We start from the raw sequence: 12,250 nt of genomic DNA, 5'->3' as shown, positions 1-12,250 counted from the left end.
CGGGAGTTCACCGCCGGGTGTGGTGCGGCGTGGAGTCGTGGCCGCCCGTGGTCACGGAGTCCGTGGTCGGCGTGACGGCGCGCAGCGCCTCCACGTTCCCCTCCTCGGTGCGGGCGAAGCCCCTGGCCATGGTGCGGATGCCGTCGACCGTGCTGTCCAGCACGTTGCCGACGCCCGTGATGCCCTCGCTGAGCTGCCGCCTGGGCTCCGCGTACTGCTCCAGGAACTGCCGGCCGCTCTCGTCGTCGCCCCAGCAGGGGCCGAGCGCCTCCAGCCGGCCGTCCAGCTTGGTGGCGATGGACCGGATCCGCCCGGCCAGCTCCAGCATCTGCGGGGCGGCCCCGTCGAGCCTGGTGGTGTCGACGGAGAAGGTGCTGTCACTCATGGGTCTCCCCCTGGAAGCCGTGGTCGACGTAGTCGCGTACGGGGTCCGGCATCGCCGGGTCCTCGGGCAGTACGGCGGCCGGATCGACCCGGCCCTGGAGCAGGTCGGGCACGGTCACCCCGGGCGGCAGCCGCTCGGCGAGCACGCCCGAGACGCCCTCCAGCGCCTCGGCCCTGGCCTGCCGCAGGGTGCCGAGCAGCACCTCGGCCAGTTCCTTGGGCGCCATCCGGCGGTAGGCGCCGGTGGGGAACTCGATGGCGGTGACCTCCCCCTGGGCGCCGACGGTGATCTTCACCGTCTGCCGCGGGGCGGTCACGGTCGCCGTCGTGTCGTTGATCCGGCGCCGGGTCTCGGCGGCCTCGTCGCGCTGGCGGCGGTACTGCTCCAGCAGATCCTCGATCTGCTGGTCGTACGGGCTGGGCACGGGAACTCGTCTCCTAGCGGGCCGGGTCAGAGGGTGGCGGTGGAGTCGCCGGGGACGGCGCCCCAGGTGCTCTGGTGCTGGACCAGGAGGTCGGCGATGCCCCGGGCGGCCGGTTCCTCGTCGGGCTCCTGCTCCTCCTCGGGCTCCTCGGGTTCCGCCGGTTCGGGGCCCCCGTCGCCGCACATCGCGTCGCCGAGGGCGACGGTGCCGGACGGTGCGGTGGCGGCGGTGCGGTCCGGCTGCCAGGTGCTGCGGGGCTCGGCGGACTCGGCCTGCTCGGGGTCCGCCTCGTGCTCCCGGTCACCGCGCAGCGCCCACAGCAGGGGGACGAACGCGCCCGCACCGGCCCCTGCCTCCCAGGCGGAGAAGTCCTCCTCGCCGTCGTCCCCCTGGTGGTCCGGGGTCAGCGGCACTCCGTCGGACCCGACGGCGACCGGTGCCGTGAGAGCCGCGGACGCGGACGCGGGCTCGGGCTCGGGCACACCGGTGGTGGCGGTGGCGGTGGCGGTGGCGGTGGTGGTGGCGGCGGTGGTGGTGTCCGTGGACGCCTCTGCCGTCGTACCCGCTCCGGCCGCCGCCGCGTTCTCCTCGGCCCCGCCGGTCGTACGGCCGGTGGTACGGCCCGTGGCGGCGCCGGCGGTGGGGCCGGTGGTGGTGCCGAATCCGGGCAGGTACGGCACTCCCGGCAGGGCGCCGGTGACGGAGCCGGCCTCGTCGTCGCCGGACTCCTCCTCGCCCTCCCAGGGCGCGGTGCTCGGGTCGAGCAGCCCGGAGGCGTCGGTGCGTTCGCTCGCGCCGTCCCGGCCGGTGCCGGAGGCGGCGCCCATGCCGCCCATGCCCGGCAGGTACGGCATGCCGGTCGTGGCCAGGCCCTCGCCGCCGGCCGCCGCGCCCAGTTCCGAGCCGACCTCGTCGCCGCCGGGGGTCTCCTCGCCCTCCCAGGGGTCCGCGCTGGAGTCGAGCAGCCCCGAGGCGTCGGTCGGCTCGGAGGCGAGACCGGCGCCGTTCGCCCCCGTACCGCCCATCCCCGGCATGTACGGCATCCCGGAGGACGTCGCCAGTTGGGAGGGGGTGAGTGCCTCCGACGACAGGCCGTCGGCGAGGCCGTCGGCGAGGCCGTCGCCCAGACCGGCGCCCAGCCCGTCGTCCAGACCGGTGTCGCCGAAGGCGGCCGGATCGGCCGTGGACAGCCCGCCCAGCGAGCTCTCCCCGTCGGCGCCCAGGCCGCTGCCGCTCAGCCCGGCCAGGCTGCCGAGACCGGGGAAGGAGAGCGGGTTGAGGGCGCTGTCGATGGCCGACGGGTCGAGGCTGCCCAGGTCGCCCAGATCACCGAGGTCGCCGATGCCGTCGCCGGTGCCGCCGAGGTCCGAGCCGTCCAGGCCGAGGTCGCCGGGGAAGGCGGTGGGGTCGGTCGAGCCGTCCAGACCGGCCAGGTCCCCGACGTCGCCGATGCCGTCACCGGTGCCGAGTCCGCTGTCCAGGCCGCTGCCGAGGCCGGTGTCGGGGTAGCCGGAGAGGTCCGACAGGTTTCCGGTGTCGCCGAGGCCGCCGATGCCGCTGTCGGACCCGCCCGGGTCGGGGGTGTCGCCCAGGCCGTCGTTCGGGTCCGGTAGGCCCTCGTCGCTGCCCGAGTCGTTCGGGTTGTCGGTCGGCGAGGTCACCGGGGTCGGGTTCACGATGGCGTCGGTGGTGACCTGGTAGGAGTGCGCCAGGCTCTTGAGCACGGCCCGCATGTCGTCGGTCATCATCGCGACGAGCTCGGGCTTCTGGCTGATCGGGATCAGCCCGTCGGACATCGGCGTGACGCCCATCCGCTGGGCCTCGTCGGCGTAGAACGAGTCGATCTCCGCCAGCAGGTTCTGCGCGCTCTGGAAGGAGATCGCGTTGTTGGCGAGCTGGTGCGGGATGGAGTGGTCGCCGGTCGAACCCCCGGACAGGACGTCGGCGTTGGCCTTCACCTGCCGGGAGAAGTTGGTCATCATGTCGAGGAAGGAGTCGGCGGCGGTGCCGCCCCACGGGCCGTTGTCGCCGGCCAGCGCCTTGGCCTGGTCGACCAGGCTCTTGGTGACGCCCTCCAGGGTCAGCTGGACGTGGTAGAAGGCGTTGGCCGCGTCCAGCAGCGACTGCGGGTTCGCGATGGAGCGCGCGTGTGCCAGATTGGCGTCGGTGGAGACCCCGGACGACATGCCGTAGACGGCGGCCTTGATCTGCTTCCAGTCCCAGTTGTCGTAGTCCGTGATGCTTCCCGGGGACGAGCCGTCGGGATTCCCGAAGATCGTCCCGTCCTCGCCCTGGTGGAAGCCGCCGCTGTTGTAGTCCGGCACGTTCGCCCTCCCGCGGAGCCCGCCTAGGCGGTGGTGTTCGAGTTGCCGGTACCGGTGTTGCCGTTGCCGTTGCCGTTCGAGTTCCCGGTGCCGGTCGTGGTGGTGGTCATGCCGCTGCCGCCGTTCGACGTCATCATCGTGTTGAAGTCGGCGGTGGTCGTCGTGAAGGCGTCCGCCAGGTCCTGGGCCGTCGCGTTGTTGACGTCCTCGGTCGTGGTGTACTTCCGGCTCAGCCCCCGTACGCCGTCCCGCAGGTCCGTCAGGCCCCGGACCAGGGCCGAGAGGGCGTCGCCGTAACTCTTCTTGAGCCCGTCGTCGGCGTTCGGACCGTTGACGGTCGTCCGCATCTTGTTGGCGTGGTAGAAGGCGCCCGGTGCGATGGAGACATCGCTCAGACCGGTGGCGACGTCGCGCACCGGCTGGATCAGCAGGTCGATGTTGGAGGCGAACAGGTCCAGCGACGGCGTGCTGACCGAGGTCCCGTTGTGCCCGTCACCGCCCGGCACCGGCGGCGGCACGAAGGGGTGCAGGTCGGAGAGGATCCCCGGGACGTGCAGGACGTCGGTGCCACCGTGGTAGTGGTGATCGCCGGAGCCGTCGCTGTTGCCGCTGCCGCTGTCGTTCCCGCCGTAGTCGTTGTTGTTGACGTTCGGATCGCTGCTGCCGTGGTCGCTGTCGGCGGTCTCGTTCGCCATCTCACTGCTCCCAGAGACTCACGCCGTGCCGCTCGCCCGCGTAGTAGGACTCGTTGATCTGCCCGAGTGCGTTGGTGGCGTTCTGCGCCTGCGTCACCATGTCGGCCGCGGCGGCGTCCCACTTGGCCTTGGCGATGTCGTAGGTGGCGCGGGCGTCGCTGGTCCACTCGCTCAGGTGCACCTTGGCGCTGTCGTCCAGGTCGGTCAGCGCCGACTGGATCTTCCCGCTGATCGCGGTCATCTCGCCGACCACGTACTCGACCTGGTTCATGTTGACGGTGTACGTAGGCATGGGTCGCTCCTCGTTGGTGGGGTGGCGGGGTGATGGGGTGCTGGGGTGCTGGGGTGACGCAGGCTCAGAAACCGGGCAGCGGAGTGGACATGGACTTGTGCAGCTGGGTTGCCGCGTCCGAGGTGTGCTGGTGCGTGGTGTCGTAACTGCCGGTGTTGGCCTGCAGCTTCTGCAGCATCAGCTCCAACTGCTGCTTCACCGTGCCGAAGTCGGTCATCCAGGTGTCCATGGCGCTCTGGAAGGTGCTGGAGGCGTCACCGGTCCAGCTGGAGCGCAGCGCGTCGATCTGGCTCTGCATCTGGGTGTACGTGTTGTTGACCTCGTCCAGGGCGGTCTGGAAGCTGCCCTGGGCGGTCAGCATGCCCGAAGTGTCGACCGATGTGTTCGTGTTGGCGGCCATGGCCGTTCCTCTCCTGCCGGGACGTGGGGTCGTCGTTCGTGATGGTGGTCCGCGGCGGTGCCGGTACGGGGCCGGATGCCGGGCTCGCTGCCCGACCGGCCGTGATTCTCTGTCCCTGCGGTCCGTCAGCCGGCCACCAGCGCGTCCTGCGGGGCGTCCTGCGATGCGTCGGCCGGCGGGAGTTCGCCGGCGAGGTCGGCGGGGACCAGCACGGGGGCGCTCGCGCGGGCGGCGATCCGGTCCGCCAGCCGGTGCGCGCCGTACGCGCCGTGCGCGGGGTCCTGGGCGGCGAGCGCGGCGACGACGTCGGCGGGCACGTCGAAGCCGAGGACCGTGAGGCGCCGCCGGGTCAGCTCCGCGAGACCCGCGCCGGTCCAGGCGGGCAGCCGCAGGTACTCCGCGAACGTCCCGGCCAGGTCGGTGCGGGTGCGCAGCAGTTCCATCAGGCGCGGGGCGCTGCCGCAGAGCACGAGCACCGGGCCGTACCGGCCGGCGCCGTCGCGGGTCGCCGTCTCCGCGGTCAACGCGTCCGCGACCGCGTGCCGTTCGGCCTGCGGCCGGGACTCGAAGGCGGGGTCCGCGGTCACCGCCAGCAGGCCGCCGGACGCGCGCCGGAAGGCGTCGGCGAGGTAGGCGCGTGGCTGTGCGGTCCAGCGGGTGGGGACGGCCGACAGCGGTACGTGCGTGAACGCGCCGGAGGGTACGACGCCCAGCTCGGCGAGGGCGCGGGCGTAGGCGGCGGCCACGGCGCGGCGGCCGCTGCCCGGGGGGCCCTCCAGGACCACGTCGGCGAGGCCTGCGGTGCCTTGGTCGAGCCGGCCGAGCTTGCCTAGCTCGGCGAGGGTGGCCAGGCGGGTGGTCAGGGCTTCGGTGACCGGGGTGAGGGCGGTGAGGGTGGTGAGGTGGCGGGTGGCCGCCGCCTCGGCTTCGCCTTCGGCGATCGTTTTCCCACCCGCACCACCCGTGACGGTTTCGTCGTCGGGTGCGGGTGGCCCCTGTGGGGCGGAATCGCCGTCGCCGTCGGCGGCTGCGGCTGCGGCTGAGGCGGCAGCGGCAGCGGCAGGGGGCGGTGGTGCGGGTGCGGCGGACGGCGGTCCTGCGGGTGCGGGTGCGGGTGCGGGTGTGGGTGCGGCCTGAGGTGTGGGTTGGGGTGCGGGTACGGCCTGAGGTGTGGGCTCGGGTGTGGGTGTGGGTGTGGGTGCAGGTGTGGGCTCGGGTGTGGGGGACGGTGGGCGTGGGGCCGGGGTGACGTCGGCGGCGGTGAGGAGGCTCAACTCGTGGTCGTGGCCCGGTGGGTGGGCGGCCAGCCGGGACGCCTGGGCGCCGATCATCGACTCGAAGACCTGGCGGGCCACCCGGCCGTTGCCGAAGGTCGGGCCCTTGGGAACGGTCTCGAAGTAGCGGGACAGCGCGTCCAGGGCGTCGGCGGAGAGCTCGTAGTAGTGCTTGGCGCACAGGCCCCGCACGATGGTGACCAGTTCCTCGGGGGAGTAGTTCGGGAACTCGATCGTCCGGGCGAATCGGGACGCCATACCGGGGTTGGAAGCGAGAAACCGGTCCATGTGCTCCGAGTAGCCGGCCGCGATCACGACGATCTCGTCGCGGTGGTCCTCCATCAGCTTCATCAGCGTCTCGACGGCCTCCTGGCCGAAGTCCGGCCCGGTACCCCGCGACTGGTTGGTCAGGGTGTACGCCTCGTCGATGAAGAGCACCCCGCCGAGCGCCCGGTTGAAGACCTCCGTGGTCTTGATGGCGGTCCCGCCGATGATCTGGGCGACCAGGTCGGCGCGGGCCACCTCGACGATGTGGCCCTGGCCGAGGATGCCGAGTTCGGCGAGGACCGCGCCGTAGAGGCGGGCCACGGTCGTCTTGCCGGTGCCGGGTGGTCCGGCGAACACGAGGTGGCGGCTCATCGGGGGCATCGGGAGGCCCATCTCGGTGCGCCGCTTGGTCATCTTGTTGAGGTTGATCAGCCCGGTGACCTCCAGCTTCACGCTCTCCAGGCCCACCAGCGCGTCGAGTTCGGCGAGCGGGCCGGTGGTGGCGGAGCGGGAGACGTCCGGGTCCGCCGGGGGACCGGGAGGCCGCCCGGAACCACCTGGGTCACCGTCCCCGCCGAAGCCCCCGCCGTCTCTGCCGAAGCCGCCGCCCGCGTGGTCGGTCGGGCGGTCGGACGAGCGGTCGTCCGTACGGGCGGCGGGCCGGTCGCCGGCGTTGTCCTGGACCGCGCAGTTGCCGAGGTCGGTGCGGGCGTCGGCGTGGGCGTTGACGCCCTGGCCGCGCGCGCCCGTCATCCGGCATCCGACGGCGGTGAACGAACCACCGGCGAGGACCCGTACCGCGTCGCCCGGCGAACCGGTGAACTCCGTGTCGTGCGCGGTCAGTTCCGCGTCCTCGCCGACGACCGCACCGCACCCGCGAAGGACGGATCCGGCCACGAACGCGCTCGCCGTCCCGGCCAGCCCCAGCCCCGTCGCGCCCTGCCCGCCGCCGGACATCGCGATCTCGGCGTCCCGCAGGGTCACCCGGGCACCGCCCTGCGCCCGGACCCCGGCGCCCGCGGCGCCGGTGACGGTCAGCCGCTCCAGCTCGGCGGTGCCCGAGTCGGCGGCCTGCACGGCGGCGGTCGCCGCGTCCCGGACGACGAGCCCCGTCGCCCGTACGGTGCTCCCCGCGCCGGTGACGTGCAGCCCGACCGGGGTGCCGGTGAGCTCGCAGTCCTCCAGGCGGGGCCGGGCACCCCCGGTGACCTGGACGCCACCGCGGGCCGCGCCGGTGACCACGCAGCCGCGCAGGTGCGGGGCGGAGCCCTCGGCGACGTGCACGGACTGGCCGCCGGAACCGGAGAACGCGCAGTCGGTGAGCGTGGTCTCGCCCCGGCTGGTCAGGTACGCGTCCAGCGCGGTGCTGCCGGTCACGGTGACCCGGAGCAGGGCGGCCCGCGCCTCCTGCTCCACGGCGACGGCGGGCTTGCCGCTGCCGGTGATCCGGGTCGCCTCGACGGTCGCGACGGCGTTGCCGTTGACGCAGACGCCGTTGCCCCGGGGACGGTCGAGCAGACAGTCCCGTACGTCGAGGCGGCCGTGCTCGGCGACCACCACCGCCGACGAACCGGCCTCGGTGATCTCGGTGTCGGCCAGCACGTTCGCGCCGTGCGAGGTGACCACGACACCCGCGCCGTGCGGGTTGGTCACCCGGCAGCCGCGGGCCGCCAGGGTGCCCTCGTTCCAGGCCAGTACGGCCGTCCACGCCGCGCCCTCGATCCGGCAGCCGTCCAGCGCCGACTGCCCGCGCCGCAGGTCGAGGACCGGGGCCTCCCGGTCGGCGCCGGACAGGACCAGCCCGGACAGCTGCACCGCCTCGGCCTGCACGACGACCGTGCTCCCGGCGGGCGCGTGCACCCGTACCGTCCCGGCGCCGCCCTCCGCGGCCAGGGTCACGGGCCTGACGAGGTCGAGCGACTCCTCGTACCGGCCGGGGGCGACCGTGATCAGCGCCCCCTCCGCCGCCTCGGCCAGCGCGCCGGCGATCGTACGGTGGGCGCCCGGCCGGTCCGGGGCGACCAGCAACACCTGCCTGCTCACGGCTCGACTCCTTCTGTGCGGACCGCACGGGGGGTCACGATCAGTCCGGGCGGATCGGCGCTCTCGGCCGCGGCGTCGGTGCCGGCCCGCTCCAGCGCGTCCAGGATCTTCTCCAGGCCCTTGACGGCGATCTCGTCGAGCTTCGCCGCCACCTCGTCCCGGCCGCCGCCGCTCTTCTGCGCGGCCTCCGACGGGGACAGTTCACGCATCAGCACCGCGGGGCCCTCGGCACGCAGCACCCGGAACGCGGTGCCCGGCAGGAACACCACCCGGTCGGGGACGGCCGCGTCCAGCGAACTGGTCCGCCGCGCCGTCATCGACCAGATCAGGACGTCGGTGGCGCCGCTGCCGCGCGGGCCGGGGTGCAGCGACGTACGGGCGTGGCAGAACGCCCACTCGGTGGCCAGCCTGCCCTCGCGGTACCAGGCGCGTTCCGCGTCGCCGAGCCGGGTGCGCAGCAGGGCCGGGCCCCGGTAGGAGGGCAGCCGCCGCAGCCCGGCCGTCACACAGCGCGCCAGCGGTACGTGCGGTCCGGGCGCCGCCTCGCGCACCGCGGCGTCGGCGAGGCGGGGGTCGCCGGACAGGTACAGGCGTACGGCGACCAGTTCGGTCAGTGCGTCCGCCGCCTCCGTCCTGGACCGGCCGCGCAGTCCCGGCGACTCCGACATCACGCGCGAGACGGAGCCGGCCAGGGCGTTGTACTGCTCGCTGAACGTCCGGCGCAGCCAGTCCCGCTCCTGGGCGACCCCCCGCTCCGGCGGCAGCGCACAGGCCGCTGCCCGCGGCACGGGCTGCACCCGCACGGCGGACCCTCCCGCGACAGCCGACGGCACGGCGGCCGTGCCGGTGCCGTGACCCGGTACGGGACCGGGGGCCGGCCCCGAACCGACGGGCGGCGCGGGCACGTCCGCGTCATCCCGCTCCGGGCTCGCGTCGAGTCCGCCGAGCGCGTGGACCTCATCGAGTCCGCCCATCTCCGCGATCTCCGCGATCTCCGCCTCGGGCGCGGCGGACTCCAGGCGGAAGCGCGGTGGGGTGGGGGGTAGGGGCCGTTGGGCGTGGGGCGGGACGGGGTCGGGGGTGACGGGTTCGGCAAGGGGGGTGGATTCGGGCGGGAGCGTGCGCCGGGCCGGGGATGGGGGCGTGGATCCTGCCGCGGGCGCGGGCGCGGATCCGGCGGGCGGTACGGGGCCGGACCACAGGGCCGCCTGCGACGCGGATCCCGGAATCCCGGCCGGTGTTGATGTCTCGGGCGGTGCCGGTGTCCCGGCCGCCGTCGATGTCTCGGGCGATCCCGGTATCCCGATTGACGTCGGTGGGGATGGCGGCGGCGTAGCCGCCGACGCCGATCCCGGAACGCGGGCCGATGGGGACGCCGACGCCGACGCCGACATCGGCGTCGCCTCCGCCTCCGGCGTACCGGCCCGTGCTCCGCCCCGTACGGTGCGGGATCTGCTGCGTACGGTGGGGGCCTCGTCGAGGTCTGCCGCGCCGTTGCCGTGGCCGGGGGCGGGTTCGGCGACCGGGGCCGCGTTCTCGTTCTCGGGGCCGGTCGGGTTGCGGACGGTCGGGGCCTCCGAGAGGTCCGTCGCGCCCTCGGTGTCGGGTCCGGCGGGGGCCGTCGACGGGTCGGCGCCGGATTCCGTGCGGACGGGCGGCAGGGCCGGTGCCGGCGGTATCGGCGGCACCGGCGGCACCGGCGGTACGGCGGCCGTGGCGGGGGCCGGTGGGGTGGTGTCGGTGGGCAGGTAGGTGGTCGTGGAGGGGGTGGTCCGGTCGCCGGGGGCGGCGGTGGGCAGGGTGTCGTACAGGACCACCGGGGCGCCCAGGACGTCGGCGAGCGCCTGGCCGGGGACGGTGTGGTCGGCCGGGACGTCGAGGGCGCCGTACAGGACGAAGCGCACCGCCGGGCGGGCGCCGGGGAGCACCGTGTCCCAGAAGCGGGCCACGTCGACGGGGGACAGCGGCGGGGTGCCGGGGCTGCCGAGGACGACCACGCAGAGGTGCGGGTCGGTGGGTGCGGCGGCGACCGCACGTCCGTGGTGCGCGGCCAGGGGGTCCCGGTCGCTGGGGCGCAGCCACACACCGGCCGGCACCGGCTGGACCACGGCACTCGCGCCGACCGGCGTGGTGCGGGTCGGCACCGAGAACTCCCAGTGCGGCTTGGGGAAGCGCTGCGCCACGGGCTCGGGGTCGTGGCCCGGCCGGAACCGCAGCCAGGCCGCGCCGTCCTCGCCGGGCACGAACAGGCCGCCGTCGACGGTCGGGACCAGGTCGCCGTCGGGGGCGAGCACATCGCGCCCGAGCCGGTCGGCGATACGGCGGCACGCCGTACGGACCTCGTCCGGACCGCTCCGGCCGAAGACCAGCCGCGGGCTGCCGTACCGGGCGGACGACAGCAGCCGGGCCACCGACTCCCACTCCGTGGCGAGGGCGCCGCCGGGCAGGTCGACCACGGCGAGGGTGTGCAGCGGGTCCTCGGTGATCCCCCCGGCGAACGCGGCGGCCCGGTCGTCGAACCTGCCCTTGGGGTGGATCAGGAGGGCGTCGCCGACGGGTGTCGAGCGCAGGCGGAGCCGGGCCATCGGGATCAGCCCTTCGCCGCGGCGGCGCGGCTGAGCACCGGACCGTCGGGGACGAGGGCGAGGACGCCCGCGGGCAGCGTGAGCCGACGCTTGCTGTTCTCGAACCCGAGGGCCCGGGCCGCGTCGCTGTCGGCGATGCGGTACTTCAGGCCCTGCTCGGTGATGAGGTACTCGGTCTCGGTCTCCGCGCCCTCCGGCACGGCGAGCACACCGGCCCCGGCCGGCAGCACGATCCCGCCGGCGCCGGGCGTCCCCACGGTGATCCGGGCCCCGCCGTCGGCGAGTTCGGTCAGGCAGACCGTGCCGCCGGCGGCCAGGGCGCGGACGCCGGTCAGGTCCGGTATCCGGCCGGCGCCGCCGTGGTCCGCGGAGACCGGGGCGACGGCGATGTCCGGCTGCCCGACCTGCCGGGGCGCCGGTGCCCCGGGCCGGGCGGCGAGCAGGGCGTACTCGGTGGCGTTCACGAGAGCGAGTCCGTCGGAGCGCATCACGTAGTGGTGCTCGGTGCCGCCCGTGCTGGTGCGGAAGACCTGGCCGACCTCGGCGCTCTGTCCGGCGACCTGCCCGGCGGCCTTCCCGGCGCCGGGCGGTACGGGCGCGGTGAGCGCGGTTCCGGTGGGGACGGCGGCCAGCCAGTCGGCGGTGGCGGGCAGGGCCGTCTGGTCGTCCAGGCCGAGGGCGATCAGCGTCGAGGCGCCGGGGACCGGGTACTTGACGTTGCGGAACAGCACGTAGCGGGTGCCCCCGGGGCCGCTGAGCAGCACCTGCCGGTCGGCGGGGAGGGCGGCGAGCGCCGCGGCGGACCCGCCGAAGACGAGGGTCTGCCCGTTCCCGGCCCGTGCCTTCCCGGCGGCTCCGGCCGGTGCCTTCCCGACGGCACCCTTCCCGGCCTGCGCCCCCGCCTGTGTCCCGGCCTGCGCCCCCGTCTGTGTCCCGGCCTGTGTCCCGGCCTGTGTCCCGGCCTGTGTCCCTGTCTCCGTCCCGGTCGGCGTCCCGGTCGCGGTCCCCTTCCCGGCCTGCGTCCCGCTCGCGGCCCCCTGCCCGGTCGCCGCCCCCTGCCCGCCGCCCGTCTGCGCCGCCGTTCCCTGCCCCGGCAGACACCGTGCCCACGCGCCGGTCGTGAGGGCGGACGCGTCCGGCACCGTGTCCGGGGCGCCCTGGATGCCGACCGGGGTGCCGTGCGGGACCCCGGCCAGGGACTTCGCGGAGACCGTCTCCGGCGCGGTCCGCTCGCCCGCGATGAGCAGCGCGGAGGCGTAGTTGCGGACGGGGCGGAGCTCGCCGTTCGCGTACACGTACCGGTTGCCGGTGTCCTCCTCCAGGACGATCGCCCCGTCCTTGCGCCAGCCGTCCCCGGCGACGGGCGAGATCAGCCCGTACACCCCGAACCCGGCGCACAGCAGCACCACGAGCCCCACCCCGAAGACCGAGCCGAGCGCGGACCGCCGGGTCGGGCTGTCGCCCCGGCCGGGGTCGCCGCTGACCAGGGCGGAGGCGAGGCGGCCCATGGCGAACTGGTAGGCCTGTACGTGATCGCGTCGCGTCTGCATGGCTGCCGCCG

At 74.8% G+C, this 12,250-nt stretch carries 9 protein-coding genes; all 9 read right to left on the bottom strand.

The genetic code is table 11. The features are described 5' to 3' along the window. Positions 1–7 precede the first annotated feature (7 nt). The 9 genes from ACGF5O_RS42335 to ACGF5O_RS42295 all read right to left on the bottom strand — a co-directional run bounded on the left by ACGF5O_RS42335 (position 8) and on the right by ACGF5O_RS42295 (position 12,239). Positions 8–385: a WXG100 family type VII secretion target gene (locus ACGF5O_RS42335; protein ID WP_393815268.1), complete on the bottom strand. Its 378-nt coding sequence runs from the start codon at positions 383–385 to the stop codon at positions 8–10. Beyond that, entirely contained in the window at positions 378–809 is a 432-nt protein-coding gene (locus ACGF5O_RS42330; RefSeq protein ID WP_393815267.1) for a YbaB/EbfC family nucleoid-associated protein, read from the bottom strand. The genes ACGF5O_RS42335 and ACGF5O_RS42330 overlap by 8 nt, the downstream gene beginning before the upstream one ends. A gap of 26 nt (positions 810–835) precedes the next feature. Continuing rightward, a complete protein-coding gene (locus ACGF5O_RS42325) occupies positions 836–3,133 on the bottom strand; it encodes a WXG100 family type VII secretion target (RefSeq protein WP_393815266.1) in 2,298 nt (765 codons plus the stop codon). A 23-nt stretch (positions 3,134–3,156) separates the two neighbouring features. Then, a complete protein-coding gene (locus ACGF5O_RS42320) occupies positions 3,157–3,828 on the bottom strand; it encodes a hypothetical protein (protein ID WP_393815265.1) in 672 nt (223 codons plus the stop codon). 1 nt (position 3,829) lies between these two features. Beyond that, positions 3,830–4,120, bottom strand: coding sequence for a WXG100 family type VII secretion target (locus ACGF5O_RS42315; RefSeq protein WP_362592997.1), 291 nt, complete (start codon positions 4,118–4,120; stop codon positions 3,830–3,832). A gap of 64 nt (positions 4,121–4,184) precedes the next feature. Continuing rightward, entirely contained in the window at positions 4,185–4,520 is a 336-nt protein-coding gene (locus ACGF5O_RS42310; RefSeq protein ID WP_393815264.1) for a WXG100 family type VII secretion target, read from the bottom strand. 125 nt (positions 4,521–4,645) lie between these two features. Continuing rightward, the gene (locus ACGF5O_RS42305) at positions 4,646–8,104 is read right to left on the bottom strand and encodes a right-handed parallel beta-helix repeat-containing protein (protein WP_393815263.1); all 3,459 of its coding nucleotides are present in this window, start codon (positions 8,102–8,104) and stop codon (positions 4,646–4,648) included. After that, a complete protein-coding gene (locus ACGF5O_RS42300) occupies positions 8,101–10,689 on the bottom strand; it encodes a hypothetical protein (RefSeq protein ID WP_393815262.1) in 2,589 nt (862 codons plus the stop codon). The genes ACGF5O_RS42305 and ACGF5O_RS42300 overlap by 4 nt, the downstream gene beginning before the upstream one ends. 5 nt (positions 10,690–10,694) lie before the next feature. Then, the gene (locus tag ACGF5O_RS42295; RefSeq protein WP_393815261.1) at positions 10,695–12,239 is read right to left on the bottom strand and encodes a type VII secretion protein EccB; all 1,545 of its coding nucleotides are present in this window, start codon (positions 12,237–12,239) and stop codon (positions 10,695–10,697) included. Positions 12,240–12,250 lie beyond the last annotated feature (11 nt).

It is taken from the genome of Streptomyces sp. NPDC048291 (genome assembly GCF_043201715.1).
Classification (GTDB): domain Bacteria; phylum Actinomycetota; class Actinomycetes; order Streptomycetales; family Streptomycetaceae; genus Streptomyces.
The sequence above is the reverse complement of the archived record's forward strand: the minus strand, read 5'-3'. Positions and strand labels throughout refer to the sequence as shown.

What these genes read in the sequence shown, in the direction of transcription:
- ACGF5O_RS42335 (WP_393815268.1), bottom strand. Translation starts at nt 385, where the DNA reads ATGAGTGACAGCACCTTCTCCGTCGACACCACCAGGCTCGACGGGGCC.
- ACGF5O_RS42320 (WP_393815265.1), bottom strand. Translation starts at nt 3,828, where the DNA reads ATGGCGAACGAGACCGCCGACAGCGACCACGGCAGCAGCGATCCGAAC.
- ACGF5O_RS42315 (WP_362592997.1), bottom strand. Translation starts at nt 4,120, where the DNA reads ATGCCTACGTACACCGTCAACATGAACCAGGTCGAGTACGTGGTCGGC.
- ACGF5O_RS42310 (WP_393815264.1), bottom strand. Translation starts at nt 4,520, where the DNA reads ATGGCCGCCAACACGAACACATCGGTCGACACTTCGGGCATGCTGACC.
- ACGF5O_RS42300 (WP_393815262.1), bottom strand. Translation starts at nt 10,689, where the DNA reads ATGGCCCGGCTCCGCCTGCGCTCGACACCCGTCGGCGACGCCCTCCTG.
- ACGF5O_RS42295 (WP_393815261.1), bottom strand. Translation starts at nt 12,239, where the DNA reads ATGCAGACGCGACGCGATCACGTACAGGCCTACCAGTTCGCCATGGGC.